At 63.0% G+C, this 26685-nt stretch carries 28 protein-coding genes; 15 read left to right on the top strand and 13 right to left on the bottom strand.

The features are described from left to right. Positions 1-51 precede the first annotated feature (51 nt). From yfiB to D7S89_RS15400, 9 genes are all read left to right on the top strand, one after another. A complete protein-coding gene (gene yfiB / locus D7S89_RS15360; RefSeq protein ID WP_121278553.1) occupies positions 52-564 on the top strand; it encodes an outer membrane lipoprotein YfiB in 513 nt (170 codons plus the stop codon). A 280-nt stretch (positions 565-844) separates the two neighbouring features. Beyond that, positions 845-1171: an ArsR/SmtB family transcription factor gene (locus tag D7S89_RS15365; RefSeq protein ID WP_245982934.1), complete on the top strand. Its 327-nt coding sequence runs from the start codon at positions 845-847 to the stop codon at positions 1169-1171. Positions 1172-1182: 11 nt separating this feature from the next. Continuing rightward, on the top strand, positions 1183-1446 hold the full coding sequence (locus D7S89_RS15370; protein WP_121278554.1) for a hypothetical protein: 264 nt from the start codon (positions 1183-1185) through the stop codon (positions 1444-1446). Continuing rightward, entirely contained in the window at positions 1446-1778 is a 333-nt protein-coding gene (locus tag D7S89_RS15375; protein ID WP_220702158.1) for a DUF3817 domain-containing protein, read from the top strand. The genes D7S89_RS15370 and D7S89_RS15375 overlap by 1 nt, the downstream gene beginning before the upstream one ends. Positions 1779-1788: 10 nt before the next feature. Further along, positions 1789-2223: a CopD family protein gene (locus tag D7S89_RS15380; protein WP_121278555.1), complete on the top strand. Its 435-nt coding sequence runs from the start codon at positions 1789-1791 to the stop codon at positions 2221-2223. 176 nt (positions 2224-2399) lie between these two features. Then, positions 2400-3317: an NAD-dependent protein deacetylase gene (locus D7S89_RS15385; RefSeq protein ID WP_121278556.1), complete on the top strand. Its 918-nt coding sequence runs from the start codon at positions 2400-2402 to the stop codon at positions 3315-3317. A gap of 64 nt (positions 3318-3381) precedes the next feature. Continuing rightward, complete coding sequence (gene gndA, locus D7S89_RS15390) at positions 3382-4791, top strand: NADP-dependent phosphogluconate dehydrogenase (RefSeq protein ID WP_121278557.1); 1410 nt, start codon at positions 3382-3384, stop codon at positions 4789-4791. Positions 4792-5004: 213 nt separating this feature from the next. Continuing rightward, positions 5005-5346: a DUF4148 domain-containing protein gene (locus tag D7S89_RS15395; protein WP_121278558.1), complete on the top strand. Its 342-nt coding sequence runs from the start codon at positions 5005-5007 to the stop codon at positions 5344-5346. Positions 5347-5613: 267 nt separating this feature from the next. Beyond that, positions 5614-6246 (top strand): peptidoglycan DD-metalloendopeptidase family protein, encoded by a 633-nt coding sequence (locus D7S89_RS15400; RefSeq protein ID WP_245982936.1) that lies wholly within the window; start codon positions 5614-5616, stop codon positions 6244-6246. Positions 6247-6270: 24 nt separating this feature from the next. Here the strand turns inward: D7S89_RS15400 and D7S89_RS15405 are convergent, their stop codons facing one another. Both D7S89_RS15405 and D7S89_RS15410 read right to left on the bottom strand, forming a co-directional pair. Then, entirely contained in the window at positions 6271-6510 is a 240-nt protein-coding gene (locus D7S89_RS15405) for a hypothetical protein (protein ID WP_121278616.1), read from the bottom strand. A 160-nt stretch (positions 6511-6670) separates the two neighbouring features. Continuing rightward, positions 6671-8152 carry a hypothetical protein gene (locus D7S89_RS15410; RefSeq protein ID WP_121278559.1) on the bottom strand — a complete coding sequence of 494 codons (1482 nt, stop codon included), beginning with the start codon at positions 8150-8152 and terminating at the stop codon, positions 6671-6673. Positions 8153-8495: 343 nt separating this feature from the next. Here D7S89_RS15410 and D7S89_RS15415 point away from each other — a divergent pair, with 343 nt between their 5' ends. Then, on the top strand, positions 8496-10949 hold the full coding sequence (locus D7S89_RS15415; RefSeq protein WP_121278560.1) for a glycogen/starch/alpha-glucan phosphorylase: 2454 nt from the start codon (positions 8496-8498) through the stop codon (positions 10947-10949). A gap of 235 nt (positions 10950-11184) precedes the next feature. Beyond that, complete coding sequence (locus D7S89_RS15420) at positions 11185-11436, top strand: GlsB/YeaQ/YmgE family stress response membrane protein (protein WP_121278561.1); 252 nt, start codon at positions 11185-11187, stop codon at positions 11434-11436. A 51-nt stretch (positions 11437-11487) separates the two neighbouring features. Here D7S89_RS15420 and D7S89_RS15425 read toward each other — a convergent pair whose 3' ends face one another. The 4 genes from D7S89_RS15425 to D7S89_RS28380 all read right to left on the bottom strand — a co-directional run bounded on the left by D7S89_RS15425 (position 11488) and on the right by D7S89_RS28380 (position 13208). Beyond that, positions 11488-11829, bottom strand: coding sequence for a hypothetical protein (locus D7S89_RS15425; protein ID WP_147426668.1), 342 nt, complete (start codon positions 11827-11829; stop codon positions 11488-11490). Between the two features lie 110 nt (positions 11830-11939). After that, the gene (locus tag D7S89_RS15430) at positions 11940-12335 is read right to left on the bottom strand and encodes a DUF6232 family protein (RefSeq protein ID WP_121278563.1); all 396 of its coding nucleotides are present in this window, start codon (positions 12333-12335) and stop codon (positions 11940-11942) included. Positions 12336-12430: 95 nt separating this feature from the next. Then, positions 12431-12685 carry a DUF2866 domain-containing protein gene (locus D7S89_RS15435; RefSeq protein WP_121278564.1) on the bottom strand — a complete coding sequence of 85 codons (255 nt, stop codon included), beginning with the start codon at positions 12683-12685 and terminating at the stop codon, positions 12431-12433. Between the two features lie 148 nt (positions 12686-12833). Then, positions 12834-13208: a transposase gene (locus D7S89_RS28380; protein ID WP_281273136.1), complete on the bottom strand. Its 375-nt coding sequence runs from the start codon at positions 13206-13208 to the stop codon at positions 12834-12836. Positions 13209-13388: 180 nt separating this feature from the next. Here D7S89_RS28380 and D7S89_RS15445 point away from each other — a divergent pair, with 180 nt between their 5' ends. Then, positions 13389-13949 carry a DUF4189 domain-containing protein gene (locus D7S89_RS15445; RefSeq protein WP_121278566.1) on the top strand — a complete coding sequence of 187 codons (561 nt, stop codon included), beginning with the start codon at positions 13389-13391 and terminating at the stop codon, positions 13947-13949. 61 nt (positions 13950-14010) lie between these two features. Here the strand turns inward: D7S89_RS15445 and D7S89_RS15450 are convergent, their stop codons facing one another. From D7S89_RS15450 to D7S89_RS15460, 3 genes are all read right to left on the bottom strand, one after another. Beyond that, positions 14011-15126 (bottom strand): succinylglutamate desuccinylase/aspartoacylase family protein, encoded by a 1116-nt coding sequence (locus tag D7S89_RS15450; RefSeq protein ID WP_121278567.1) that lies wholly within the window; start codon positions 15124-15126, stop codon positions 14011-14013. A 188-nt stretch (positions 15127-15314) separates the two neighbouring features. Continuing rightward, positions 15315-16085, bottom strand: a complete 771-nt coding sequence (locus tag D7S89_RS15455; protein WP_121278568.1) for an ABC transporter substrate-binding protein — start codon at positions 16083-16085, stop codon at positions 15315-15317. A 579-nt stretch (positions 16086-16664) separates the two neighbouring features. Then, positions 16665-17873 (bottom strand): linear amide C-N hydrolase, encoded by a 1209-nt coding sequence (locus tag D7S89_RS15460; RefSeq protein ID WP_121278569.1) that lies wholly within the window; start codon positions 17871-17873, stop codon positions 16665-16667. Between the two features lie 296 nt (positions 17874-18169). Between D7S89_RS15460 and D7S89_RS15465 the strand changes: the two genes are divergently transcribed. After that, positions 18170-18802, top strand: a complete 633-nt coding sequence (locus tag D7S89_RS15465) for a response regulator (protein ID WP_121278570.1) — start codon at positions 18170-18172, stop codon at positions 18800-18802. Here D7S89_RS15465 and D7S89_RS15470 read toward each other — a convergent pair. The 4 genes from D7S89_RS15470 to D7S89_RS15485 all read right to left on the bottom strand — a co-directional run bounded on the left by D7S89_RS15470 (position 18729) and on the right by D7S89_RS15485 (position 24508). Next, complete coding sequence (locus D7S89_RS15470; protein ID WP_183085214.1) at positions 18729-20537, bottom strand: ATP-binding response regulator; 1809 nt, start codon at positions 20535-20537, stop codon at positions 18729-18731. The genes D7S89_RS15465 and D7S89_RS15470 overlap by 74 nt on opposite strands. Positions 20538-20691: 154 nt before the next feature. Further along, positions 20692-22161, bottom strand: coding sequence for an NAD-dependent succinate-semialdehyde dehydrogenase (locus tag D7S89_RS15475; RefSeq protein WP_121278572.1), 1470 nt, complete (start codon positions 22159-22161; stop codon positions 20692-20694). Positions 22162-22203: 42 nt separating this feature from the next. After that, the gene (gabT, locus tag D7S89_RS15480) at positions 22204-23487 is read right to left on the bottom strand and encodes a 4-aminobutyrate--2-oxoglutarate transaminase (RefSeq protein WP_121278573.1); all 1284 of its coding nucleotides are present in this window, start codon (positions 23485-23487) and stop codon (positions 22204-22206) included. A gap of 184 nt (positions 23488-23671) precedes the next feature. Further along, complete coding sequence (locus D7S89_RS15485; RefSeq protein WP_121278574.1) at positions 23672-24508, bottom strand: EamA family transporter; 837 nt, start codon at positions 24506-24508, stop codon at positions 23672-23674. A 246-nt stretch (positions 24509-24754) separates the two neighbouring features. Here D7S89_RS15485 and D7S89_RS15490 point away from each other — a divergent pair, with 246 nt between their 5' ends. Continuing rightward, entirely contained in the window at positions 24755-25795 is a 1041-nt protein-coding gene (locus tag D7S89_RS15490) for a M14 family zinc carboxypeptidase (protein ID WP_121278575.1), read from the top strand. Next, positions 25792-26571 (top strand): alpha/beta fold hydrolase, encoded by a 780-nt coding sequence (locus D7S89_RS15495; protein ID WP_121278576.1) that lies wholly within the window; start codon positions 25792-25794, stop codon positions 26569-26571. Before D7S89_RS15490 ends, D7S89_RS15495 begins: the two co-directional genes overlap by 4 nt. The last annotated feature ends 114 nt before the right edge of the window (positions 26572-26685 follow it).

The following is a 26685-nucleotide window of genomic DNA, read 5'->3' on the forward strand; positions in this document are numbered from 1 at the left end:
GGAAGGATTCGAAACAATGCGCGCAAAGCGGGCGCGCTCGAGAGGAAGGCGATGAACGGACACTCGGTTCCTGCAAACATCTGGCGAATGGGCATCGGGAGAGCGCTGCTCCTGTGCATGCTGCTGGGAGGCTGCAACACACCGCCGCTTTACCGCGGTCTGACGCAGACGCAGGTCAAGGCACTCAAGTCGGCGGGATTCCAGGAGACCGAGCAGGGTTTCGAGTTCGGCTCGACCGGACCGATCCTGTTCGACTTCGACCGCTACAACCTCCGGCCCCCAGCCCGCCGGATCGTCGAGCGCATCGGCCACACGCTGACGTCGGTGGGGCTCACCAGCGTGCGCGTCTATGGCTACAGCGACGGGGAGGGCACGGACGCCTATGACTTCGAGTTATCCCAACGCCGTGCCGAGATCGTGGCGATCGAACTCGTCGACACCGGCCTTGCTGCCGAGCAAGTCGAGACCATTGGGAAAGGCAAGAGCGAACCGGTAGGTGACAACCACACGGCCGCCGGCCGTGCGCAGAACCGCCGCGCGGCGATCGTCATCTCGACGCATTGAGCTAGCGCGCGAAAGCCACCCTCCCGACAGCATGGTGCGTGAGAACTTCCTTTGAGCTGACGCAATGCATTCGACTTTCGCAAGCGCCGATTCATCGGTGCTTGCGAATCCATCGTCGCCGTCGACGCGATGAGCGGCACGAGCGAGCAGACGAGCGCTGCGGCATCGTTTTCCTCACTGCGGATCAGCTGTCGAAAAATTTTAATTTCATGCGTAAGAAAAAATTGACGGGTTATCGCCCGGCGCATAGAATCGACTTCACTGGAGGAGGCGAGTCAAGTTGACAAGTACTGGCGATCAACTGCTGGAGATGATTTCTGCGCTGGCCAATCCGCACCGTTTGCGGATCGTGTCGGCGCTGAGCGTCGACGGGCGTGCGTACGTCAGTCAGTTGGCGCGCGAACTCGGCATCAGCAGGCCGCTCATGCATCTTCACCTGCGCAAGCTCGAGGACGCCGGATTGGTCAAGAGCCGGCTCGAAATTTCCGAAGAAGGCAAGGCGCTCAATTATTACGAGGTCGTGCCTTTCCAGATTGAGTTAACCCCGTCGGTCATTGCCGAGGCAGCTCGTACGCTGGCTGCTTCGCCGAGCAAGTCCGACTCCTGAAGGAAACGGCAATGGCTGATAAAGGGACGATTTTTTTGCTCGTTACGGTGCTCGTGCTGCTCACGTGCGTCTTCATATTCGCGACGAAGTACTTCTCGGCCGCTCGCCATGCGCGTCTGGTGCACGCAAGCGATGACGCGTACCGCGCGTTGGTCGAAACAGCCGTGAAGGGGCAGGAAGAGACGATGAGCGTTCTCGCCGGCCTGCGCTCCATCGTGGAGCAAATCGAAGCGCGGCTCGCGTCGGTCGAAAGGGTCCTCAAGGAGGTCGAGTAATGAGTCAGCAAGCGCGCGCCGAGGAGCTTGCTGGGCTGCGATCGATGCGAAGGGTTTCGCTGCTGGAAGGAAGCACGCTGTTGCTGTTGATCTTCGTTGCTGTGCCGTTGAGACACTTGGCCGGTCTGCCGATCGCGACACGCATCATGGGGCCGATCCACGGGCTTGCCTTCTTGCTTTACGTTTGGATGTTGATGAGAGCCGTCTCCGACGGAAGCTGGTCTCGTTCGGAAATGGCGGGACTCGTCATCGCCGCGTTCATTCCATTCGGCGCTTTCGTCAACGAGCGTAGGCTCGCGCGACGCGAGGCCGCATTGTCGACATCACCGTGAGGGGCGGCACATGCTTTATCTCTGGCTCAAAGCATTACATGTAGGCGCGGTCCTCGTGTTGCTCGGCGGACTGTTGGTCTTGGCGTTGACTGTCGCGACGTTTTCGAAATTGGGAGACATCGCGCATGGGCAAGCGCGAACCGGTCTGCTCGATGCCGTGCGACGTTGGGATCGATGCGTGACATCGCCGGCCATGGTGCTCGTGTGGGGGCTCGGGATCGCGCTGGCATTGAAGGGCGATTGGTTCCGGTCGCCTTGGCTCATCATCAAGCTCTGTTTCGTCATTTTTTTGTCCGCGTTGCATGGGATGCTGTCGGGCATGCTGCGGCGATTGGGGCGCGAGAATAGCCGCCCAGCGCCTCGCATGCTCCGGCTCTCTCCGGCGGCGATTGTCGCGAGCACTATTGCGATTGCCATTCTCGTGATCGTCAAACCCTTCAGCTGATGAAGCGCGCGCTCGGCGATCCGTGCAAGACGATGCTGTCGAACGAAGCGCGCCGCGGTATTGGGCACGCCGCGGCGCCGCACACACGAACGAACCGCTGCTGATCGGCGTAGAATGCGCGTCGTCGCCGGCACGATGCGCCGGCGGTCCGCATCGAAACCGCTCGCCAGAAGACCATGCCTGAATCGCCTGCTTCGCCCGAGTCGCCCACGCTGTCGCCGGCTGCTTGCGCCGCCGTCGCGGATGGCGCCCAAGCGGACAGCATTACCGCGCTATGCGATTTCGTCAGCCGTTACCGGCGACTGTTCGTGCTGACCGGCGCCGGCGTGAGCACGGCCTCGGGTATCCCGGGCTATCGCGACACGAACGGCGACTGGATGCGCGCGCAACCAATTCAATTGCAGGCGTTCTTGGGCTCGGAAGCGGCACGGCGCCGCTATTGGGCACGCAGTATGGTTGGCTGGCCGGTGCTCTCAAATGCAGAGCCGAACGCCGCGCACCAGGCACTTGCCGCACTCGAGGCTACAGGTTGCATTGCGCGGCTCGTCACGCAGAACGTCGACGGCCTGCATCAACGTGCCGGTAGCGCGGACGTGATCGAGCTGCATGGCAGCATCGACCGCGTCGGCTGCCTTGCATGCGGCGCCGAGCATGCGCGTACGACGATCCAGCACATGCTCGCACGCGACAATCCTGCGCTCGTCGACGCGGTGGCTGCACCATCGGCCGACGGTGATGCGCACCTCGAATGGCATGCGCTCGATGCGTTCCGGGTGCCGACATGTCCGCATTGCGGCGGCATGCTGAAGCCGTCGGTGGTGTTCTTCGGCGAAAACGTGCCGCGTGTCCGTGTCGAAGCGGCTACCGAGGCGCTCGAGGCAGCCGATGCGATGCTCGTCGTCGGTTCGTCGCTGATGGTCTATTCCGGATACCGCTTTTGCGTGTGGGCCGAGCGAGCGGGGCTGCCGATTGCCTGCGTGAACCTGGGGCGTACGCGCGCCGATGCGCTGCTCGCGCTGAAGGTTCAGGCGCCGTGCGGCGAGGCGTTGACTGCACTGGCGGCGCACGTCGCCACACCTTTTTCTTATCGTTGACGGATTGTGATCCGTCATGCCGCGCGTAGCACTGGCGCGGCACTGTTGCTTGGAGAATTCGACAATGGGCAAAGCAGCCATCGGTGTAATCGGCCTCGCGGTGATGGGCCGCAACCTTGCGCTGAACATCGAGAGCCGCGGTCACGCCGTGGCCGTCTACAACCGCACCCGCGAGAAAACGGACGAGTTGCTCGCCGAGTGTCCCGATCGCCGGCTCGTGCCGGCCTATACGTTGCAGGAATTCGTCGATTCGCTCGAGAAGCCGCGGCGCATTCTGCTGATGGTCAAAGCGGGTGAGGCCACGGATGCGACGATCGCGGCCGTCAAGCCGCTGCTCGACGCGGGCGACATTCTCATCGACGGCGGCAATACGCACTTCACCGACACGATCCGCCGCAATCAGGAGCTCGCAAAGGCAGGCCTGCATTTCATCGGTACCGGCGTGTCGGGCGGTGAGGAGGGCGCGCTGAAGGGGCCGTCGATCATGCCGGGTGGCCCGCGCGATGCGTATGAGCTCGTAGCGCCGATTCTCACCGAAATCGCGGCGAAGGCACCGGACGGCGAGCCGTGCGTGACCTACATCGGCCCCGACGGCGCCGGCCACTTCGTGAAGATGGTCCACAACGGCATCGAATACGGTGACATGCAACTGATCGCCGAGAGCTATGCCGTGCTCAAGCAAGTGGCCGGCCTCACGAACGAGGCGCTCGGCAAGGTCTACACCGAATGGAATGCCGGCGAGCTCGACAGCTATCTGATCGAGATCACGTCGAAGATCTTCGGCAAGCGCGACGACGAGACGGGCAACGACCTCGTCGACATGATTCTCGATCGCGCCGCACAGAAGGGCACGGGCAAGTGGACGAGTCAGAACGCGCTCGATCTGGGCGTGCCGCTGCCGCTCATCACCGAGTCGGTGTTCGCGCGCGTGCTGTCGTCGCTGAAGACGCAGCGCGTCGCGGCCAGCAAGGTGTTGAAGGGTCCGCAGGTCGAGCCGTTCGCCGGCGATCGTGCCGCGTTCGTCGAAGCGGTGCGGCGTGCGCTGTACTTGAGCAAGATCATTTCGTACGCGCAAGGTTTCGCGCAGTTGCGCGCGGCCTCTGAGGAGTACGGCTGGCAGCTCGACTTCGGCGCGATCGCGAAGATCTTCCGCGCGGGCTGCATCATCCGCGCGCGTTTCTTGCAGAAGATCACGGATGCCTATGCGAAGGAGCCCGCACTCGCGAACCTGCTGCTCGATCCGTATTTCAGCGAGCTTGCGCATCACTATCAAGCCGCGTTGCGCGAGGTCGTGGTTGCGGCGGTGACCGCGGGCGTGCCCGTCCCGGCATTTGCCTCGGCCATTGCCTATTTCGATGCGTACCGTTCGGAGCGCTTGCCCGCCAACCTCGTGCAGGCGCAGCGCGATTATTTCGGAGCCCATACGTTCGAACGCATCGACCGGCCGGGGAGCTTCCACGCCGACTGGGCATAAGGCCTTCGGGCAGTGTGGGAAACGGAACCGACGGCGGCAGCCATTGTCGCCGTTTTTAGCAAAATCTTACGAATGCATTGCGGGATTGTTGCCTTAGGCTAAACACTATTTTTGCGAATTAGTGGTTTTCCCTAGGGGGTGGAGTGACTAAACTTTGCTCAATCGCTTCAAACATGTGTTTGTGGCGAAGCCACCATGTTCCGGAGGTCACTCATGAAATCGCTCGTTTATGCAGTCGTCGCCGCTTCCGTTCTCTCCGCTCCGCTCGTGTCTTTCGCTCAATCGAACGGACCCGTGACGCGCGCGCAGGTTCAGAACGAACTGATCCAGCTCGAACAGGCGGGCTACAACCCGGCGGCGGCCGATCCGTACTACCCGAATGACATCCAGGCTGCCCAACAGCGCGTCAATGCGCAGCAAGGCAACGCGCTCGCGACGGCCGACACGAGCGGCTATGGCGGTGCGGCTGCTGGTACGGCTCAATCGGGTACACGTATCGATGCCCCTAAGCCGATGAACGTCGACGAGACGAATGCGCTTTACTACGGCCGTTGAGCAAGTGAGCAGTACAGCAGTGAGCGAAAGCTATTCGAAAGATTGAGAAAAATAATCAGTTCTTCGAACTAATCGAAACTGGCTCGTGGTTTCCCGCTAGGGAGGCGCGAGCCAGTTTCGTTTTGCGCTGATCCCGCAAGTTGTGCGATGCTGGGCATTAATCCTGCATCGATGAGGTCCAATGTGCGAATGACAGCAATGACCGCCCGTCGGCGATTTGACGCTATCCGGGTTCCTGTTGCGCTGGGGCTGACGGGCGCTATGCTCATGGCCGGCTGCACGCTCCCGCCGTGGCAAGGCGGGCCCGGGTCTGCCCCTGCGGCGACGGCGACACAGCGCGGCGGCGTGGGCGCCGGCTATTACCGCGTCAATCCCGGCGATACGCTCGCGAGCGTCGCGGCGGGGTTCGGTCAGCGTCCGCAGGACATCGCCGAATGGAATCGCTTGCCGTCGACGGCGTCGCTGTTGCCAGGACAAGTCTTGCGGGTGGTACCGCCCGGTGCAACGGGTAGCGTCAGCCCGCACGCCGCGAATCGCTTCGCGTGGCCTGCCTATGGCGACGTGCAATCGGTTGCGTTAGCCGGTGAGGGACGTGGCATCGTCATCGCGGGACGGGCCGACGAGTCGATCAAGGCCGCGTCGGACGGCGTCGTTATTTACGTGGGTAATGCCATCGATCGCTACCGCTCGCTGATCGTCATCAAGCACACCGATACGCTCGTGACGGCGTATGCCCACAACGGCACTGCGTTCGTCAAGGAAGGCGACACGGTCAAGAAAGGGCAGGTCATCGCGCAGATGGGGGCCGATGCGAACGGACGCAGTACCGTCGAGTTCGAAATCCGCCGGGCCGGCACGCCGGTCGATCCGCTAGCCTATCTGCCGCGCTCGGGCGGTTGAGGCGCGCGCTTCTGACGCATCCGACTACGACAGCGACGCGAGCAGGATCGACAGTTTCCTGATGTGAGCCTTGAACGCTTCGATCGTCTCGCGTTCGTGGACGGGGAAGATCTGCGATTGCTCGGAAAGTGTCACCTGCGCGTCGAATTCGTCGGCGAGCTTGCGGCGCATCTCGGGCGGTAGCGAGCGGATCAGCGAGATCGTCAACAGCTCCTGCGCGTGGATCATGCCGAGGACGGTATGCAGATTCGTGTGCGTGTTCATGGTGGACTCCATAGGACGCCGTCGACGCTTTCATACTAGGATGCGGGAAGCGCTCGCGCGAATGTCGCCACCGCATGCAGCGTGGTGCGGGATGATTCCCGCGAACCACGCATGCACTTCACGCTGTCAATTGACGCGTGCCGTCGATCGACGCATGCCGTCAATCGACGGTCAACACCGCCACGCTCATCCACGGCACATCGACCTCGATGTGTCCGCCGCTGAACGGCACGTTGGCCGCACCCTGCGAGGGCGGCTGAAACTGCGGTCCCGCCGCGAAGTCGGCCGGGTCCATGCCGCGTGCGTATTGCCACGTCGAGTAAGTGCCGTCCGGCTTGCCGGTCAGCGCGAGCACGGCATGGCGGTCCGTATCGGGCGAGCGGTTGATGAGGACGATCTTCTTTGCACTGTCGGTCGCGAACACCTCGAAGTCGGGCAGGTTCGTCGACGCCGACACCATGACAGCACCATAACGGCGCATCCAGGCGCCGCCCGTCCAGGCGCTGATGCCCCAGTAGGCCGGCATACGCACGAATTGGCCAGTGGGTTGATCGTTTCGGCCCGTGCCGTCGGTGATGAGCCCGAGCGGTCCGTTGTTGTCGGAGTACTGATAGGCGCGTCCGCCTGCGCGCAGCACATGGCCGATCACGGATGCCGTGTGCACGACATTGCGCGACGTGTAGAACGCATCACGCCACTGGGCGCCGTAACTTGGGTTGTAGTTGAATTCGCCGACCTGCACGGCGACCTGGCCTGCGCGATAACCAAACGTGTTGGCGACTTGCTGATAGACCCAGTTCACGCCGTCTTCGTACTCTCCCGTGCGGTTGACGTTGTCGATCGGTTGACCGTCGCCGTACTTGTGGAAGTCGACGATATCGGCATCGCTGCTGGCCGCCGCGAAGAACTTCTGGAAGTCGGCGTACTTGTAACTGGCCCAGGCATTGAGTGCCGGGCCGGCGATCGTGAGCGGGCGCGACGTGGCGCCGCGCATGGCCGTGACGATTGCGTGAAAGCCCGAGCTGCCGTTGCCGCCGTACAAGTACGGATCGAGCCCGAAGCCGTTGTCGGGCTCGTTGCCGACGATGTACGCGTCGATCGGGCCGCCGTGCTGGCCGCCGTTGTCGTTGAAGTAGTGCACGAGCGCGGCAGCGTCAGAGGCTTGAATATCGTTGTCGTTGGTGGTGCCGCCGACCGCGATCATCGGCGTGCCGCCGATCCCCTTGATCGCGCGGATATACGCTTCGCCTTCGTTGCCGCCATGCACGCCGCCAGCCGCCGAACCGACTTGGCCGCCGTGATAGAACAGCGGGACGCGCCAGACGATAGGGCCCAGGTCGTTTGCGTAGTGCTGCCAGGTCGGCTGCTGAGCGCCTTTGATCAGGTTCGTGCCGCCATCGGCATAGGTGGAAACGGTCGACCCGACCGACAGCGCGGAGGTCGCCACGCCGGGCGCCGTGAAGTCGACGAATACGTTGGCCGGCTGCGGGCTTTGCGCGTAGGCGCCGGTGGCACTTGCGATGGTGATGGTGATCGCGAACGTCGAGGCGATGGCTCTCAGCGGCGATCGGCGTGTCTGAGCGGCGGGCGCAAGCGCGGGCCCATGCCCACGCGCCAACGATTCGAGGCGCTTCTTTTCCATTATTCGTTTCCTTGTTGAACCGGACGGAGCCCATGGGAGGGCCTCGAAAAGTCTATCGGACCGGTACTCGCGGCGAGCGCCAGCGATTCGTAGTGCAGAAGAAACCGGGTGAACTTAGTTCGGAGCATGTTGCGAGCTTCAGTGCTCGGCGGGTCGTGCGCGAGCGGCGGGGCGTACCCGGCGACGCACGGCGATGCGACTACGGATCTCCGCGATCGGTCACCTGTCGAACGGAGCATCGCCGCATCGCAGCGAAAAGGCGTAATCTGCCTATTCCTCGCGGCAAGCGCACGGCGCGCCTCGTCCGCAAAGCGCGTGCCGCAGCGCCGATCAGGAGGGTTCGATGACAGCCGTCGATCTGGAATTCGACCAACTCAACAGCACCGCCGATGCGCTACGGCGCTCCATCTCCAACCGTATGATGTACGGCGTCGGCAAGGACGCCGTCACGGCCCGGCCGCAGGACTGGCTCCATGCCGCGGCCCTGGCAGTGCGCGACCGGCTCGTCGCGCGCTGGATGAAGACGACGCGCCAGCAGTACGAGCAGGACGTCAAGCGCGTCTATTACCTATCGATGGAGTTCCTGATCGGCCGTACCTTCACGAACGCGCTGCTCGCGCTCGGCATCTACGAGCAGATGAACGAGGCGCTCGCGAGTCTCGGCGTCGACATGGGGGCGTTGACCGAGCTCGAGCCCGATGCGGCGCTCGGTAACGGGGGGCTGGGCCGTCTGGCGGCATGCTTCCTCGATTCGATGGCGACGCTCGCGATTCCGGGCTTCGGCTACGGCATCCGCTACGAATACGGCATGTTCCGGCAGCAGATCGTCGACGGCGAGCAGGTCGAGACACCCGACTATTGGCTGCGTGCGGGTAACCCGTGGGAGTTTCCGCGGCCCGAAGTGCAGTACGTCGTGCATTTCGGTGGCCGAACGATTCAGCGCGACGGCCATGTCGAATGGATCGAGACCGAGCACGTCAATGCGATGGCATATGACACCGTGATTCCCGGTTATGGCACGAGCGCCACGAACACGCTGCGATTGTGGTCGGCGCGCGCGACCGAGGAGCTCGATCTGTCGGCGTTCAATCAAGGTGACTATCGCCGGGCCGTCGAGGCGAAGGAGCATTCGGAGAACGTCTCGCGTCTGCTCTATCCCGACGATTCGACGCCGGCTGGCCGTGAGCTGCGGCTTCGCCAGGAATACTTCTTCGTATCGGCGACGATGCAGGACCTGATTCGCCGCTATCACCGCACGCACAGCACGTTCGGCCGTTTCGCCGAGAAGGTGGCGATTCATCTGAACGACACGCATCCGGTGCTGGCGATACCCGAGCTGATGCGGCTGCTCGTCGATGTGCACCACGTACCGTGGGACCGTGCGTGGCAGATGGTGCAGCAGGTGTTTTCCTACACGAACCATACATTGATGCCGGAAGCGCTCGAGACGTGGGACGTGGACCTGCTCACGCGCCTGCTGCCGCGTCACCTCGAGATCATCTTCGACATCAACGCGGACTTCCTCAAGCAGGCCAGCGAGCAGGTCGGACACGACATCGAGGTCATCCGCCGCGTCTCGCTCATCGACGAATACGGGCAGCGGCGTGTACGCATGGCGCACCTGGCGATCGTGGCGAGCCAGAAAGTCAATGGTGTTTCGAAGCTGCATTCGCAGCTGATGGAGCGCGAGTTCTTCAGCGACTTCGCACGGCTGTTTCCCGACCGCTTCACCAATGTGACCAATGGCATCACGCCGAGGCGCTGGCTTGCACAGGCGAGTCAGCCGCTATCGTCGTTGATCGACGCGCGTATCGGCACGCACTGGCGTACCGATCTGCTCGAACTGACCAAGCTGCGTGAACTCAAGGACGATCCGGCGTTCGCAGCCGAGTTTCACGCGGCCAAACGACGCAACAAGATTCGTCTTGCACAGCGCTTGCTACACGACATGGGCTGCACGGTGCATCCCGATGCGCTGTTCGATCTACAGGTCAAGCGTATCCACGAATACAAGCGGCAGCTGCTGAACGTGCTCCATGTGATCGTGCGCTACAACCGCATCCGTGCGAATCCCGAAGATGACTGGGTGCCGCGTGTCGTCGTCTTCGCCGGCAAGGCGGCTTCGGCGTACAAGCTGGCCAAGACGATCATCAGGTTGATCGGCGACGTCGGCGAGAAGGTCAATCACGATCCGCTTGTCGGCGATCGTCTCAAGGTCGTGTTCGTGCCGAACTACGGCGTAAGCCTCGCCGAGCTGATGATTCCAGCGGCCGACTTGTCGGAGCAGATTTCGATGGCCGGTACGGAGGCGTCGGGCACGGGCAACATGAAGCTCGCGCTGAACGGTGCGCTGACGATCGGCACGATGGATGGAGCGAACATCGAGATCTGCGAAGCGGTGGGCCGGGAGAACATGTTCATCTTCGGGCTTATGGCCGAGGAAGTCGTCGAGCTGCGCGCGTCGGGCTATCGGCCGCGCAGAATCTACGAGGAGAACGAAGCATTGCGGCTTGCACTCGATCAGATTCGCGGCGGGTATTTCTCGAATGGCAATCCCCACCGCTTCAGCGACATCTTTCATACGCTCGTCGACTGGGGCGACCATTACATGGTGCTCGCCGATTTCGCGGCCTATGCGCAGGCTCAGGAGGCCGTCGATGCTCGTTTTCGCGACTCGCGCGCGTGGACGGCCAGTGCCATCGAGAACGTGGCCGGCATGGGGCGCTTCTCGTCCGACCGCACGATCGCCGAGTATGCGAACGAGATTTGGCGCGTGAAGCCGCTCGATGTGCAGTAACGATTTCGCCGTCTTACGCGCGACGCTCATGACGGAGCGCGTGAGAACTCCGGAGCCGGGCCGAGGGGGTTAATAAAAATTAACAATCCGAAAACCGGGAGCGGGTAGAGTAGCGTGAGGCTGCACGCGCAACGAAGCACTGCGCATTGCCCGTCAGCTGATTTTGGACGTCGAGGCAAAAGAAGCTCGGCGGGAGCACAACGACACCCACACCCTATCCAAACAAGGAGAACCCATGACCCACGGATTGATTGCATGGCTCATCATCGGTGCCATCGCCGGTTGGCTTGCCGGTCTGCTCGTCAAAGGCGGAGGCTTCGGCCTGATCGTCGACATCATTGTCGGGATCGTCGGCGCGTTTATCGGCGGCTGGTTGTCCGGTGTGCTCGGCATCTCGCTGGGCCACGGCTGGATCGGTTCGATCATCACGGCAGTGATCGGCGCGGTTATCCTGCTGTTCGTTCTGCGGGTGATCAAACGGGCATAGCGGGAAGACGCTGGCTATGCCCTCTGGGCGCCGGCTGCGCCGCGACGTGACTCAGGTCAGGCGCAGGCTCGGTGGCGTGCCGCGGCCGGCGCGGCCAAGCGTGGCCGCCGGCAGCGCGCGGGTGAGGGCGGACAGCACTTCGTCGAGCGTATGCCCGGTGACTTCGATGCGGAACGTGACGCTATCGCTCGATTTGTCGGTGGTGACGACATAAAGACGCAGCGCGGCGCCGAACGTTTCGTGCAAGGCACGCCGGGCGGCGTTCGACGCGGTGGCCGGTACTGCGATGTCGACCGAGACGAGCGCGATACGCGGTTGCGGTTCGGCGACGCGTTCCCGAGCCACGCGCATCATACGGCGCACGGGGAAATCGAGCGAAGGGTGGGCTAGCATGGCGAGGTATGCCGGCTGTTGTGCCGGCATGGTTGTTGGCACGCTTTCAATGTAGCTGTGCCGAACTAAACCTCGTGCAAAAAGGCCCCCGTGGCCGAGTTAAATTTTCGTTAAAGCGCGGCGGAGCTGGTGGAGTTCGCTTCGCAGGCGCGCTGCACGGCTTGCTCGACGCGCTTGACGAAATCGAGGTCCGTGCTCGAGATCGCTTCGCGCTCGCCCGTGGGCGTGCCGATCATGAGCCGGTGCGTGACGTCCTGCGTGAGCCATGCGAGGCCGCCGACGACGACGAGCATCACACCGAGCGTGAGCGCCGCTCCGGAGCGCATGACGCCGCCCGTGATGGCCAGCGCGAGCCCGCCCAGCGACAGGCACAGGGGCACGACCTTGTTCTTTTGAATCGTCACCGTACGCAGACCGCGGATTTCGCGCAGCGAAAAAATTTGGCCGCCCGCACTGAGTCCGTTGCGCGTGATCGTGACGCCGCGCTCGTTGAACGTGTTTTCCATCGAATAATGAGTAGCGTGGTGTGGTTGGCTCGCAAGCGTAGCAGACAACGCGGCGAGCTCAAACCTGACTCAACGTCGCGCCCGGCTGTGTTTGACTAGCGCGCCAAGTCGGCGTACACCCGCCCCGGCACGTGCGTGGCGACGAGCTGGGCGATTTCCGTATCGGTGAATTCGGCGGGTACGACGCAGCGGTGCGAAGGCGCATCGGTTGCTGTTGTCCACTCGACGAGCCGGTAGGTGCGGCCCCATGGGCGCTGCACGGGCTGCGACACGCGACAGCTTTGGACCGGCAACGCATGCTCGCGCTTGAGCATCGTGCGCAGGTGCTTGAAGACCGTATCTTCGATCATGGCCGTTTCCGTTCCGGGCCCCGCATCGAATACGCGGCGGCCGCGCGAGAGGGATAAAAAGATGCCGCCGATGCTCCGGCGGCTCAACAGGGGTGGTATGGATGCCATCTTGGCGATCCAGAATTAAACCAACCTTAAGGCGAAGGGCCTATCGGGGCATTGCGGGGTGTGCCACGAAGAACGGTAACGCCATGAAATAAAAGGATTTAGGTGTGCCGTTGCTACCCAACATGATCCCTCGCCCAGCCATTTCTTTGACAGGCGGGGTGTCCTGATCTCGAGACGCGAGCCACCTACGGCATCCACTCATACCGGGGGCGCCGACTTTCTGTGCCCGACGAGTCACCGCGCGCCCCGGTGCCTTGCCTTCGGCTTGTTCTACCCAGCGCCGAAGTAGATTCGCGTTGAGCTGATGACGCAAGGCGATCGCCGCGATCGAAACGCCAGCACCTTGGCATGCCGCTACCACCTTAGCTTTACTCTCTACTGATCGTCCTATAGATAGTGTGAAGAAAAACGGCAAGAAGGGTTCCCGAACCGAGTGCGTGCGAGCATCTCCTTGCCTCGGTGTCTCCCGCCATGGTGCCGCTATCGCTTGCCGCAGTCTCGGAGTGATGTGAGGCGGTGTTTATTGTTGAGCGGGAGAGCTGATCGTGATCCAATCAGGCTGTAATCGGCCACGAGTTAACGCGAGTTATTCAAAATGAAAAGAACTATCCGAGTAGTCACCGCCACAATCCTGACGGGCGCGATTGTCGGCCACATCGGCAGCGCGAGCGCAGCCGCTGCACTAGCACAGGGTGGCGGGGTGCGTTACGCATGGGTTGGCGGCCAAAAATCCGTCGAATCCGCCAAGCAGGCGGCTCTTCGCGTTTGCAATGAGAAGGAGAAGCAAGCCGGGGGGCACGGTAAATGCGAGATTATCAAATCGTTGAGTTCGCCAGCATATTGGGCGGTCTTTCTGGCGAACGGCCATATGGCCGTTGGATGGAGTTCCGACCAACAGACGGCCATTGATAACGCTCACGAGTACTGCAACGAGCATTTCGGCAGATGCCCGGACACCGCCGACCACGTGTATCAGGATGGCAATCCGAGGCCCCAACCGTCTGAGGCCACAACACAGCGTCAGGACTGTGGCGTCAGCAGGAGTGGTCACCCGGTTGACAACAACGACGACGGTTCGTGCCGTATGGTGGACGAAGCCGGAATACCGGTCGGGTATAGCAGTTGGGAGGAGTTTCGATCGACGGCCGGCGAATGAAGCCGCAGAAGCGAAAACGCCCGCACGAAGCGGGCGTGGGTGACGTAATGCGAGGGGAGACTCAAGCCGACAACAAGCCGCCTGTGCGATAGGGCTTGGCACCCGCGATGCGGGCGACTTCCATGCCGGCCGTCGCGAAGCGCGTGCGATGCCTTGCGTAGAGCACGCCTGCCGTCGAGCTCTTCACCGTGACGACGCGATCGGTCAGCGGATCGATGATGTCGGCGATGTCCTGCCCCGGCTCGATCCAGATGCCGAGGGGCGTGCGGTACACGAGCACGCCCGAAATCGGCGTGATCAGCGGCTCGCTGCCGGCTAGCGGCGTGGCCGGGAACGCGAGCGGTGGCATATGCGCAGGCGGTTCGTCGACGATGCCGCGATGCGCGAGGTACTCGACGATCGCCTGCGAGTCGTGTTCGGCATACGGATACGTGACGTCGGCCTGGCCGCGCAATTCGACCGTCACCGAGATCGTGCCGTTCGGAATCGGATGCCGGTCGCCGTAGCGCGTGCGTAGTTCCGACCAGCAGAAGCTGTGGATTTCGTCGAACGGATTGCCGATCGAATTGAGTGCGAGCAGCGACGCTTTGGCGTCGAGGTAGCGGGCAAGCGGCTCGACGTCCGGCCAGATGTCGGGATTCGTGTAGAGGTGCATCGCGCCTTCGAAGTCGCAATGCAGATCGAGCACGATGTCGGCGTCGTACGACAGGCGCTGAAGCGCAAGACGTTGCGATTCGAGCTCGGTGCGCGGTGTTTGCTCCGCGAGCGCGTCGCGCATGGCCAGGCGTACGGCGCGCAGGTTTTCCTCCGCATCGTCGGTCAGCTGGCCGTCGATGCGCGGCATCACGAGCGTCGCGAGGTCATAGAAGCTGCGATTGAAGTTGGTGGCCGTGTTCGTCTCGAAGCGGCCGATCATCTGGCCCAGCACATGCTGGCTCAGGCCGATCGGGTTCGGCACGGGCACGAGGACGATCTCGCCGCGCAGCTTGCCGGCCGCCTCCAGCGCCGCGAATTTGCGGCGCAGCGCCCAGATCACGAGCATGCCCGGCAATTCGTCTGCATGTAGCGACGACTGAATATAGACCTTCTGCCCGCCGCCAGGGCCGTAGTGAAAACTCGTCAGGTGACGCTCGGTGCCGAGCGCCGGGGAGATCAACGGATGGGTCTGTTTGTGCATATCAGGTGCGCGCCGTGGCGCGATGCCACATCAGAGAAGGGCTTTCGATTGTACGTCGCTCGCAGTGCACAATACAAAGCCAAACGCGGGAGGGGGAGGCCGGCAAAACAAAAGGGCTCCGCATAGCGGAGCCCTCGATGCATCGGCGATCGAGCGCAGACGAGGCTGCGCCCGGCGCACGATCAGCTTCAGCTCTTCGGCGCGACGTCGAAGTCGAAGTACTTCTTTTCGATCTTGTTGTAGGTGCCGTCCTTCATCATGCCGTCGATGGCCTTGTCGATGTCGGCCTTCAGGTCGGCATCTTCCTTGCGCAGACCGATGGCGGCGGCGCCGCTCGGGATCGAGTTGCCGGCTTGCTGGAAGTTCGCGCCGCGCGGCGTCTTCAGGAAGCCGATGTCGGCCTGCACCTTGTCTTGCAGGGCGGCGTCGAGACGGCCCGACAGCAGATCCTGATAGACCTGATCCTGGTTCTGGTAGGGGACGACCTTCACGCCCTTGGCTTCCCAGTTCGTCTTGGCGTAGGTTTCCTGGATCGTGCCTTGCTCGACGCCGACCGACTTGCCCTTCAGCGCTTCGGGCGTCGGCTGCAGGCCCGAGCCCTTCTTGGCGACGAGCGCCGTCGGCGTGTCGAACAGCGGCTTCGAGAACGCGATCTGCTTTTCGCGTTCCGGCGTGATCGTCATCGACGAGAGGACGCCGTCGAACTTCTTCGCCTTCAGGCCCGGGATCATGCCGTCGAAGTCGTTTTCGACCCAGACGCACTTGGCCTTCAGGCGGTTACAGATTTCATTGCCGAGGTCGATATCGAAGCCGACGAGCTTGCCGTCGGGGGCTTTCGATTCAAATGGGGCGTAGCTCGCATCGACACCGAAACGGATCTGCTTCCAGTCTTTCGCTTGCGCGACACCGGCCGAAGCGGCGATCGCGGCAATGGTCATGGCGGCTAACAGTTTTTTCACGTTGACTCCTCGGAGTGGTTCGATCGGCTCCAATGCGGCTGGCTGTACCGTTTTGGAGCCGCCTCCCTGTGAGGGGGAGGCAATGGTTATATACCTGCGGCGGGCCTCCAGCGGGGCCTGCAGCGCGGCGAGCAGCATACCAAGCCAAAATAATGGCGCTGCTAGTAAAACACCGGATGGCAGACAAATGCAACTTTTCGAAATAAGCAAAGGCGTGGCTATGCGTTTTGCCGCTAAAGTGTAAGGACGTTGAAGGGGGCGAGGCTTCGTCGCTTGGCGAAGCGGGGAGCTGGGAGGGGAGGCGGGTAGGGCGAAGCGGTCAGGCAAAATGCACAGCACAAGCGGCCAGGAGCTTCACGCCCCGAGTTCGGCGGCATTCGTTCAGGTATTCGTATGTTCAAATGCCATGCAATTCGGCCGTCATGGCAACCTTCAAGGTCGATGTCGACATCGACATCAGCGCATGGGAGGAGCGTCAGTTGCATCACATGGCATCACGCGCATGTTGGAAGCCCTAACGCCCCCGACGAGCGACGCACTCGCCTGATTGATCGGTATCAGTCTGACGGGGAAAGGGCTCTACCTCGGCTGAACGAACGCCCCCGTCGCTTCCTGATACCACTCGTTGCGAGCAGGCGGAATCACGGCAATTGACGGGAAGTCCGGCATCCGTGCGCGATCATCGAATTTCAGGCCGTTCAGATCGATCCGTTGCAGAAGGTTGTTAAAGGCGCTCGTGTAATAGAGCGTCTTGTTCGTGTGATCACGGACGACAGTCCAGTTGCAGTAGTCGCCCACACCGACTTTCTTGCTTCCGCCTTCCGGCGTTTCGCTTAGCAACGTGCCGTATGGTGTGCCCATGACAATCTGAGTCGCTTGCAACGCGACATTCACCAGCGTCTGTACGGAATGCGAATAGGGTTCGCCGCCCAACGGGACACTCGCTGTCCGCTGAGGCGCGGGAAGCCATCCGCCGCCATCTTTGGGGAGCCTGCTGAAGGCTTGCTGATAGAACGCTGCTCGCACGAATCGCGAGGGTGAAGACGCATCAGCGGGCAGGCCAACTTGTCCGCAGCCGGGGGGCGGGTACATCTTGGTCGTGCTCGTCTCCTCGCTAAACGGCGTGAAGTTGCCGTAGAACGTGATGTTGGTGCGATGCCAGTCGTAGCTTGGCGCGTTCGACAAAGCACCTGCCACGGTCGCGCCGAGACCGTCATGGTGTCGCGCCTCATACTCCTGCCCGTACACCTGCATTTCGCCATTCATGCATTCGACAACCAGGCAGGCTCCAGTGCTGTCCACCGAGATAAAGTGCAAGGGCATGTAGAACTTGGAGTCGGCCTTGGGTCCGAATAGCCTGACCGCACCGGACTTGAGCTCCTTCTCGAGCTCGGCTACCGTGGCGAACCTGCCTAGCGCCCACGGGACGAAATCCGCATAGAAGAGATTGTTTCCGCTGCCGGGTTCCGGATACCGGGTACCCGGACACCAGAGGGCGGCGCACGACAGGCCAGCCTCGTTGAGTCCATCGGCGAAGATCGGGAACTCATCGAACTGCGGGCGCGATGGCGCCATGCCCACAAAACCATATAGGTTCAGCCATGTATGGCCCGCCGCGGCGACATTGACAATGGGGTACTCGACTAACGGAAACCGCTGCCCCCTCGGCACTTTATAGAGCGTCGTGCTCGGGAAGCCGGGCAATTCCATGACGCGTGCGCTGACATGAAGTCTCGGCTCAACTTGACCGTGATGAAGCGGTGCGTTGAATAGCATGTGTTGGCACATCGTAGGTCTCCTTGCGCAAAGGAATGCGGGTACAGGATTCTTGGCCGAACAGAAATGCGTTACATACGGCCATTCGGCTACGAATCGGCTTAGCTGTTTTTCATTTTTCGGAATGGCATGGCGGCGATGATTTATTGTTGTTTGCAAAAGCCGCACTTACAGTTTCGACACAAGACACGCGGTAGTAAATCGGACCGAAGCCTCAAGCCTTGGTCCTAAGACCTGTCCTGGCACTTGTCACAAAAGGCAGGCACGCAAATAATTCGACGCAGCTCCTCACCGATCAGGCGCAGCCGATGAAGCTTCTCGTGGTGGACGATCATCCTGCTTTGCGTGCCGGTTTAGCCGCCTTGTTGAGTCAAGTCGAGGTGGGCACGGTCGTATTGGAAGCCGGCGATGGAGCCGAGGCACTGCGGATCGCCGAATCGCATGCCGATCTCGCGGCGGTATTCGTCGATCTCTACATGCCGGGCATGGACGGCATGTTGGTCATGCAAGCCTTTGCAGAGCAGTATTCGCACATGCCGCTGGTCGTGGTGTCTTCCTCGGAAGAGCCGCAAGACGTGCGACATGCACTGGCTGTCGGCGCGTCGGGCTATATACCGAAATCAGCGAGTCCGCAGACCATTCTGTCCGCGTTACGCCTCGTTCTTTCCGGCGATGTTTATGTGCCGCCGCTTATGCTGCAGGCGCGGCCGGTCGAGACGGGAAGTGCACACCTCACCGAGCGTCAGCTCGAAGTGCTGCATTGGGTTTGCGAGGGACTCTCGAACAAGGAAATCGGCCGCAAGCTCAACCTGGCGGAAAAAACGGTCAAGGTCCACATCACGATGATCTTCAAGCTGCTCAACGTCGTCAATCGGACGCAAGCGGCAAATGCAGCGCGGCAGATGGGATTGGCCGCGCCGAATCAGGCGGCGCGGCGATGACAGGTTCGTCATCGGATGCAGCGAACACGCGGTCGATTGCGGCGCGCAGCTTTGCGTCGGATACGGGTTTGTGTAGCAGAAGAAATCCGCTTTCTTGTGCTTCCCGCAGCCGGTCGGGCGCCGTATCGCCGGTAATCAGCACGCCGGGGATGTCTTCGTTGTATTCGGCTTGCAGCCGCTCGATCACGTCGGTTCCATGCTCCTCGTCGCGCAGTCGATAGTCGCAGATGATCAGACTCGGGCGCACCGTGCAATCTGCGGTTCGCTCGAGCATTTCCGCGCCTGAGCCGGCGGCGATGACGCTCAACCCCCAACTCTGCAGCAAAGTGGTCATGGCCGTCTGAATGGCGATTTCGTCGTCCACGACCAGCACTAACCGTGGTGCCAACGTGCCGGGCCGGGGTTCGACGTCGAGCGTGCGTACCGTGATCGCGTTTTGCGCGCGGGTTACGGACACGGAGAAACACGAGCCTTTGCCGGGGTGCGAACGCAAGGTAAGCGGTGCGTCGAGGAGGGCTGCCAGGCGCTTGACGATCGCGAGCCCCAGGCCGAGCCCCTTGTTGCGGTCGCGCTCCGGGTTCTCGATCTGATAGAACTCCTGGAAGATGACTTCGCGATGTTCGTCGGCGATACCTGGTCCCATGTCCCACACCTCAATCCGCAAGCGCTCGCCGCGTCGGCAGCCGATGACGATCCGGCCGCGCGAGGTATAGCGTACTGCGTTCGCGACGAGATTGCGCAATACGCGCTCCAGTAGGATGGGGTCGCACGTCACGGATAGCGAGCAGCGGTGTAGCCGGAGCACAAGCCCCTTTTCTGCTGCCTCGGGGGCGAACTCGTGGAGCAGGCGCGCGAGCAGCAGGTCGATCGGAAACGTCTCGAGCTGGGGCTGCACGATACCGGCGTCTAGTCGCGAGATATCGAGCAAGGAGGTGAAGAGGCCGTTCATCGACTGTATGGAGTCGTCGATGTGGTCGACCATTTTCCGCGCTTGGTCGTCCATCTTGCGAGCTCGCAACGCCCCGACGAACAAGCTGAGCGCGTGCATCGGCTGGCGTAGGTCATGGCTCGCCGACGCGAGAAATCGCGATTTTGCGAGATTGGCTTGATAGGCCAAGTCGCGTTGTTCACGTAATTCGTTTACCAAGTCGAGATTTTCAAAGCGTAGCCGCAACGATTCCACCAAGGTGGCGTTCATGCGGCGCGCGAACAGGAAAATGAAGACGAGATAAACGGCACCGAACACGGGAATGCCGCCATATGAAGGGTCGCCCTGCAGGCCGACCCAGATGAGCGGCGGAATCACACAAGGTGTGTAGAAGGCCAGAAACGCCGGCAGGTAGCTGCCCAATGAATAGAGCGCGGCGAGCCCCATTGCACCGAGTACGAAGAGAATCAGCAGATTGTCTTCGAAGCGAGCCGGTGCAAAGAGCCACAGGGATCCAAGTCCCCACGTCAGCCCATTGACGCCGCTACCAACAGAAAACCAATGCGCCCATCGGCGCCGATCTCCAACCGACGGCGTGGCGCGCGCATAGCCTCGCCAGAGCAGCAGTCGTATCACCGTCGAGACGAGCATGACGGCGATCCAGGCGCCGGCCGTTGTATACGAAAGGTGGCCTCGGTAGCACAACAATGCGCAGAGGATCAGCGCGGTGACGCCGCTGCCGGCGACGACGAGCGGCGTATTCCGGTAGAGCACGGCAATCTGTTCAGCTCGCACACGATCGGCCAAGCTCATCGATTTTCAGTGGAAGTGGCAGGGGGAAACGGTCGAAAGATAGTAGGTGGGGGTGTCCCGCGTCGCGCGCGCAGAGGACATCCATGCACACCACTATAGCCACGTTCCAAACGGCGAGACCCGTCAATGTTGACAGGTTCTAGATGGTTCAGCCCACTCCCATGCACAGATATTTAACGACGACGTATTCATCGATGCCGTAATGCGAGCCTTCGCGGCCGATGCCCGATTGCTTGACGCCGCCGAATGGTGCCACTTCGTTCGAGATGATGCCGGTGTTGATGCCGACCATGCCGTACTCGAGCGCTTCGGCCACGCGCCAGACGCGGCCGATGTCGCGACTGTAGAAGTAGGCAGCCAAGCCGAACTCGGTATCGTTGGCCAGGCGCACGACTTCGTCGTCCGAAGCGAATTTGAACAGCGGCGCCACGGGGCCGAACGTCTCCTCCTTGGCCACGAGCATCGCGGGCGTGACGCCCGTCAGTACGGTCGGCTCGAAGAAGCTGTGGCCGAGCGAGTGGCGCTTGCCCCCCGTTGCCACGCGCGCGCCCTTCACCAGCGCATCTTCGATATGCGTTTCGACCTTGCGCACGGCTGCTTCGTTGATGAGCGGGCCCTGCGTGACGCCGGCCTCGGTGCCGCGGCCCACTTTGAGCTGCTCGACGGCCGCGCGCAGCTTGTCGGCGAACGCGTCGTAGACGCGCTCGTGCACGTAGAAGCGGTTCGCACAGACACACGTCTGGCCGCTATTGCGGTATTTCGAAGCAATCGCACCCGTCACGGCGGCGTCGAGGTCGGCATCGTCGAACACGATGAACGGCGCGTTGCCGCCGAGCTCGAGCGAGACTTTCTTGACCGATTGCGCGCACTGCGACATCAGCAACCGGCCCACGGCCGTCGAGCCCGTAAACGACAGCTTGCGCACGAGCGGATTGCCCGTCATTTCGGCGCCAATCGCCTTCGGCTCACCCGTCACGACACTGAGGACACCGGCTGGCAAGCCCGCCCGCTCGGCCAGCACGGCCAGGGCCAGCGCCGACAACGGCGTCGCCTCGGCCGGCTTCACGACGATCGGGCAGCCGGCTGCCAGCGCGGGCCCGACCTTGCGTGTGATCATTGCGGCCGGGAAGTTCCACGGCGTGATCGCCACGCAGACGCCCACCGGCTCCTTGACGACGACGAGGCGCTTGTCCGGCGTCGGGCTCGGAATCGTGTCGCCGTACACGCGCTTGGCCTCTTCGCCGAACCACTCCAGGAACGAAGCGGCGTACTGGATCTCGCCCTTGGCTTCGGCGAGCGGCTTGCCTTGCTCGGCCGTCATGATGCGGGCGAGGTCGTCGGCGTGCGCGAGCATCAGTTCATACCATTTGCGCAACACCGCCGCGCGAGCCTTCGCGGGCTGAGCGCGCCAGGCTGCCCAGGCGGCATCGGCCGCTTCGATGGCGCGGCGCGTCTCGACCGCGCCCATCTTCGGCACCGTGGCGAGCACGCTGCCCGTCGCGGGATTGCGGACTTCGAACGTCGCGCCGTCGTCGGCGTCGAGCCACTGGCCGGCGATGAACGCTTTCGATTGCAGCAGCGATGCGTCGATCAGTTCGATCGTTTCCAGATTCTGCATATGAGCTCCAACGGCTAATAGGGTATTGGCTATCCGCCGAGCTTACGCCATTGCGCCGACACTTTCCTTCAACGCTTCTTCGAGCAGGTCCAGTGCTTCGTTGAACACGGCGTCTTCGATCGTGAGCGGGAACAGGAAACGCACGACGTTGCCGTAGGCGCCACACACGAGCAGCAGCAGGCCGCGTTCCAGCGCGCGCGCCTGCACGCGCTTGGCGAAGCGCGCATCGGGGTCGAGCGTGCCCGGAACCAGGAACTCGCAAGCGACCATCGCACCGGGGCCGCGTACCTCGGCCAACTGCGGCACGTCGGCCTGCAAGGCGGCAAGCCGGGCCTTCAACGCGTTACCGAGCCGCGTCGCACGCTCGCACAGCCGTTCCTCGTCGATCACGTCGAGCACCGCGTGGGCCGCTGCGAGCGCGAGCGGGTTACCCGCGTAGGTGCCGCCGAGGCCGCCCGGCGCAGCGGCGTCCATGACGTCGGCGCGGCCGACGACGCCCGCCAACGGCATGCCGCCAGCCAGGCTTTTCGCCATCGTGATCAGATCGGCGGCGACCTCGTAGTGCTCCATCGCAAACAGCTTGCCCGTGCGCGCGAAGCCCGTCTGCACCTCGTCGGCGATCAACAGGATGCCGTACTTGTCGCACAGGTGCCGCAGGCCGTGCACGAACTCGGCCGGTGCCGGGTAGAAGCCGCCTTCGCCCTGCACAGGTTCGAAGATGATGGCGGCCACACGTGCCGCGTCGATGTCGGCCTTCAGCAGCGTTTCGACCGCGCGCAGCGAATCGGTCGTCGAAATGCCGTGCAGCGGGTTCGGGAAGGGGGCATGGAACACGTCGGACGGGAACGGGCCGAAGCCGACCTTATACGGCGCGACCTTGCCCGTGAGCGCCATGCCCATCATCGTGCGGCCGTGAAAGCCGCCCGAAAAGGCGATGATGCCGGGGCGGCCGGTCGCGGCCCGCGCGATCTTGACGGCGTTTTCGACTGCTTCGGCACCGGTCGTGAAGAATGCCGTTTTCTTCGGATGCGCGCCCGGCGCGCGCGCATTGAGCTTCTCGGCGAGCTCGACGTAGGAGGCGTACGGGACGATCTGATAGGCCGTGTGCGTGAAGCGTTCGAGCTGCTCGCGGATCGCGGCGACGACGCGCGGATGCCGATGACCGGTGTTGACGACAGCGATGCCGGCTGCGAAGTCGATGAAGCGCCGGCCCTCGATATCCCACAGCTCGGCATTCTCGGCACGGGCCGCGTAAAAGTCGCACATCACCCCGACGCCGCGCGGCGTGGCGGCGTCCTTGCGCTGTTGCAGTTCGGCATTGGTCATGGTGTTCTCCTCGCGTTGCCGTTCGTCGATCGTATGGGCGGCGAGCCTTGGGGGCGTCGCCCGGTACGGGGACTATAGCCACCTTTGGCTCTTCGATTCAGAGCCATTTCGGCAAAAACGAGGGAACCAATTCGCGCGCGAAGCGCGGCTCGGACGGGGCTCCGAATCGGGCTCCGGCCGGGGCTCAGATGCGGATCAGCACCGTGCCGAGCGTCACGAGCGCGCAGGCGGCGATGCGTTGCGCCGTCAGCTTTTCGCGCAGGAACAGCCAGCTGATCAGCACGGCAAAGATCGAGCTGAGCTCGCGCAGCGCCGACACCATCGCGATCGGCAGGTAGCGGAATGCGAACACGACGAGCGTATAGGCCGCCAGCGCCAGCGTGCCGGCCAGCACCCCGCGCAGTGTCTCGTCGCGCGAGGTCAGCAGTCCGCTCCAGCCGCCGCGCAGGCGGTGCAGGAGCGCGAGCTGCGGCACGTTCCAGAGCAGGTAGGCCCAGCTGACGTAGCTGAACGCGTTGCCCGACTTGCGCACGCCGATGCCGTCGACGACGGAGTAGCCCGCGATCAGCAGGCCCGTCAGCAACGCATACGGCACGCTTTCGGCCGAGAACCGCAGGTCGCGCTTGAAGGCCAGCGAGACGATGCCGAACGAGACGAGCACGATGCCGCCGAGCGCAAGCGGGTGCAGCGTTTCGCCTGCAAACACCAGCGCGGCCACGCAGATGACCAGCGGCGACAAGCCGCGCGCGATCGGATAGACCTGGCCGAACTCGCCGTGGCGATAGGCGCGCACGAGGGCGAAGCAATAAGCGCCTTGGATCGCGGAGGACAGCACGATGTAAGGCCAGCTCGCGCTGGCCGGCAACGGCAGCAGCAGCGCACCCAGCGCGCCCAGGACGAGGTACGGCAGCGACATCGCGCCGAGTAGCGACACGCGATCGCCGCTCAGGTGCAGAAACGCGTTCCAGCTCGCATGCATGAGGGCGGAGACGAGGACGAGAGCGATGACGGCCGTTTGCATCGGGGTGTGTCAGGACAATGAAAAGAGCGCGCGATTATGGCAGGCGCGGACATCAGTCATATGACAAATCTGCGACAAACTTGCGTGTGCCATCGCACATAGCGCAGCGCACGCGGGATGGGGGGAGTTCGCAAAAGCCGGCTCAATGAGGGGCCCGTCGCGCGATAAACGACCTATATTGATTGAGTTGCCGACGGCGCGCCACGCATGGGAGCTGTGCCGCGACGACGTTCGGGCCCATCGCGAATGACCGCCATCCTCACCCCCTTGCCCGAGGCCACGTTCGCCGAATACGAAGACCTCAAGGCGATTCTCGACGCCGGCAGCCGGCGTCTGACGATCGATGTCGTCTGCGATGTCAGCGCGCGAGGCCATTCATTCGCGGTCTATGTCGCGACGCTCGGTTCGTCGGACCCGGAGGCGCCCGCGATCGGCTTCTTTGCCGGCATCCACGGGCTCGAACGCATCGGCACGCAGCTGCTGCTCGACTACATGCGCTCGCTGCTGAGCCGCCTGGAATGGGACGAACTGCTGCTCGCGCAGCTCCAATCGATCCGGATCGTCTTCATGCCGATCGTGAATCCCGGCGGCATGTGGGCGCTGCGGCGCTCGAATCTGAACGGCGTCGACCTCATGCGCAACGCGCCGCAAAACGCGGAGGGCCATGTCCCGTTTCTCGCTGGCGGCCAGCGGATCGGCCCGTGGCTGCCTTGGTATCGCGGCAAGCGCGGCGCGCCGATGGAGCCCGAGTCGGCGGCGCTCATGCGCGTCGTCGAGCGGGAGCTGATCGTTCGGCCGCTCAGCATCGCGCTCGATTGTCACTCGGGCTACGGCTTTCGCGACAGCGTCTGGTTTCCTTACGCGAAGTCGACGAGGCACATCGCGCATCTGCCGGAGATATTCGCGCTGAAGGCGATGTTCGAGAGCGCGCATCCCCACCACGGCTATCAGTTCGAGCCGCAAAGCACCCAGTATCTCGCGCACGGCGATCTGTGGGATTGCGCCTACGACCGCAGCCGGCCACCTTCGATCTTCCTGCCGCTCACGCTCGAGCTCGGCTCGTGGCTGTGGATCAAGAAGAATCCGGTGCAGATCCTGCGGCGCGAGGGCATGTTCAATCCGATCAAGGCGCACCGTACCGAGCGCGTGCTGCGGCGGCATGCGCCGTTCTTCGACTTTCTCGCGCGCGCCGCCTATGCTTCGCAACGTTGGTTGCCGCAAGGAAACGGGCGACAACAATTGATGACGCGCGCCATCGAGTACTGGTATCGGAACCGCACCCCATGAGCGCATGGATCTTGCTGCGCGGCTTGACGCGCGAGGCACGGCATTGGGCACAATTGCCCGAGCGCCTGCGCGCGAGCGGCCTCGCAGGCGAGATCGTCTGCTTGGACCTGCCCGGCAGCGGTATTCATCAGGCTATGCGCTCGCCCGTCAGCGTGTCGGCGATGCTCGAATTCGTACGGGCCGATGTGCGCGCGCGCGGCTACACGCCGCCGTTTCGCGTGCTCGCGATGTCGCTCGGGGCGATGGTCGCGACGGCCTGGGCCCAACAGGCACCGCATGAGATCGAGCGGCTTGCGCTGATCAACACGAGCATGCGGCCGTTTTGCAGCGCCCGCGAACGGTTGTGCCCGGGCGCGTGGCCCGAGTTGCTATGCGCGGCGCTGCGCTGGCGAGACCGGAGCGACGCCGAAGCCGCCATTCACCTCCTCACCTGCAACCGGCTCGACCAGCGTGACGCCGATCTGGCCGTCTGGGCCGCCATCTATCGCAGCGCGCCCGTGAGTCGCGCCAATGCCTGCCGGCAGCTATGGGCGGCCGCGCACTTTGCCGCCGCGGCCACGCCGCCGCGCTGCCCGACGCTGCTGGTGTCGTCGACCCGAGACGCGCTCGTCGATCCCGTCTGTTCCCGCAAGATCGCGGCCGCCTGGAGCGCCGCGCATCTCGAGCATCCGTGGGCCGGACACGACTTGCCGCACGACGATCCGGCCTGGTTGGCCGATGCGCTGGCTGCCTGGTCCTTCGACGTGCTGGCGGGGGAGGCCGAGCACGGACGCTGAACATGGCGAGCCCGTTATGTGCGGGCGCACATCGTCATCTCGATCGGTGCGGCGCATAATGCCGCTCACACGACCGAGCCGCTCATCACGCATCGCCGCCCATCGCGGAGGACA

It is taken from the genome of Trinickia fusca (genome assembly GCF_003628145.1).
Lineage (GTDB): Bacteria > Pseudomonadota > Gammaproteobacteria > Burkholderiales > Burkholderiaceae > Trinickia > Trinickia fusca.

Bases quoted from the DNA above. Each gene is read 5' to 3' on its own strand.
- yfiB (WP_121278553.1), top strand. From the start codon at position 52: ATGAACGGACACTCGGTTCCTGCAAACATCTGGCGAATGGGCATCGGG.
- D7S89_RS15370 (WP_121278554.1), top strand. From the start codon at position 1,183: ATGGCTGATAAAGGGACGATTTTTTTGCTCGTTACGGTGCTCGTGCTG.
- D7S89_RS15375 (WP_220702158.1), top strand. From the start codon at position 1,446: ATGAGTCAGCAAGCGCGCGCCGAGGAGCTTGCTGGGCTGCGATCGATG.
- D7S89_RS15380 (WP_121278555.1), top strand. From the start codon at position 1,789: ATGCTTTATCTCTGGCTCAAAGCATTACATGTAGGCGCGGTCCTCGTG.
- D7S89_RS15385 (WP_121278556.1), top strand. From the start codon at position 2,400: ATGCCTGAATCGCCTGCTTCGCCCGAGTCGCCCACGCTGTCGCCGGCT.
- gndA (WP_121278557.1), top strand. From the start codon at position 3,382: ATGGGCAAAGCAGCCATCGGTGTAATCGGCCTCGCGGTGATGGGCCGC.
- D7S89_RS15395 (WP_121278558.1), top strand. From the start codon at position 5,005: ATGAAATCGCTCGTTTATGCAGTCGTCGCCGCTTCCGTTCTCTCCGCT.
- D7S89_RS15400 (WP_245982936.1), top strand. From the start codon at position 5,614: ATGGCCGGCTGCACGCTCCCGCCGTGGCAAGGCGGGCCCGGGTCTGCC.
- D7S89_RS15405 (WP_121278616.1), bottom strand. From the start codon at position 6,510: ATGAACACGCACACGAATCTGCATACCGTCCTCGGCATGATCCACGCG.
- D7S89_RS15410 (WP_121278559.1), bottom strand. From the start codon at position 8,152: ATGGAAAAGAAGCGCCTCGAATCGTTGGCGCGTGGGCATGGGCCCGCG.
- D7S89_RS15415 (WP_121278560.1), top strand. From the start codon at position 8,496: ATGACAGCCGTCGATCTGGAATTCGACCAACTCAACAGCACCGCCGAT.
- D7S89_RS15420 (WP_121278561.1), top strand. From the start codon at position 11,185: ATGACCCACGGATTGATTGCATGGCTCATCATCGGTGCCATCGCCGGT.
- D7S89_RS15425 (WP_147426668.1), bottom strand. From the start codon at position 11,829: ATGCTAGCCCACCCTTCGCTCGATTTCCCCGTGCGCCGTATGATGCGC.
- D7S89_RS15430 (WP_121278563.1), bottom strand. From the start codon at position 12,335: ATGGAAAACACGTTCAACGAGCGCGGCGTCACGATCACGCGCAACGGA.
- D7S89_RS15435 (WP_121278564.1), bottom strand. From the start codon at position 12,685: ATGATCGAAGATACGGTCTTCAAGCACCTGCGCACGATGCTCAAGCGC.
- D7S89_RS15445 (WP_121278566.1), top strand. From the start codon at position 13,389: ATGAAAAGAACTATCCGAGTAGTCACCGCCACAATCCTGACGGGCGCG.
- D7S89_RS15450 (WP_121278567.1), bottom strand. From the start codon at position 15,126: ATGCACAAACAGACCCATCCGTTGATCTCCCCGGCGCTCGGCACCGAG.
- D7S89_RS15460 (WP_121278569.1), bottom strand. From the start codon at position 17,873: ATGTGCCAACACATGCTATTCAACGCACCGCTTCATCACGGTCAAGTT.
- D7S89_RS15465 (WP_121278570.1), top strand. From the start codon at position 18,170: ATGAAGCTTCTCGTGGTGGACGATCATCCTGCTTTGCGTGCCGGTTTA.
- D7S89_RS15475 (WP_121278572.1), bottom strand. From the start codon at position 22,161: ATGCAGAATCTGGAAACGATCGAACTGATCGACGCATCGCTGCTGCAA.
- gabT (WP_121278573.1), bottom strand. From the start codon at position 23,487: ATGACCAATGCCGAACTGCAACAGCGCAAGGACGCCGCCACGCCGCGC.
- D7S89_RS15485 (WP_121278574.1), bottom strand. From the start codon at position 24,508: ATGCAAACGGCCGTCATCGCTCTCGTCCTCGTCTCCGCCCTCATGCAT.
- D7S89_RS15490 (WP_121278575.1), top strand. From the start codon at position 24,755: ATGACCGCCATCCTCACCCCCTTGCCCGAGGCCACGTTCGCCGAATAC.
- D7S89_RS15495 (WP_121278576.1), top strand. From the start codon at position 25,792: ATGAGCGCATGGATCTTGCTGCGCGGCTTGACGCGCGAGGCACGGCAT.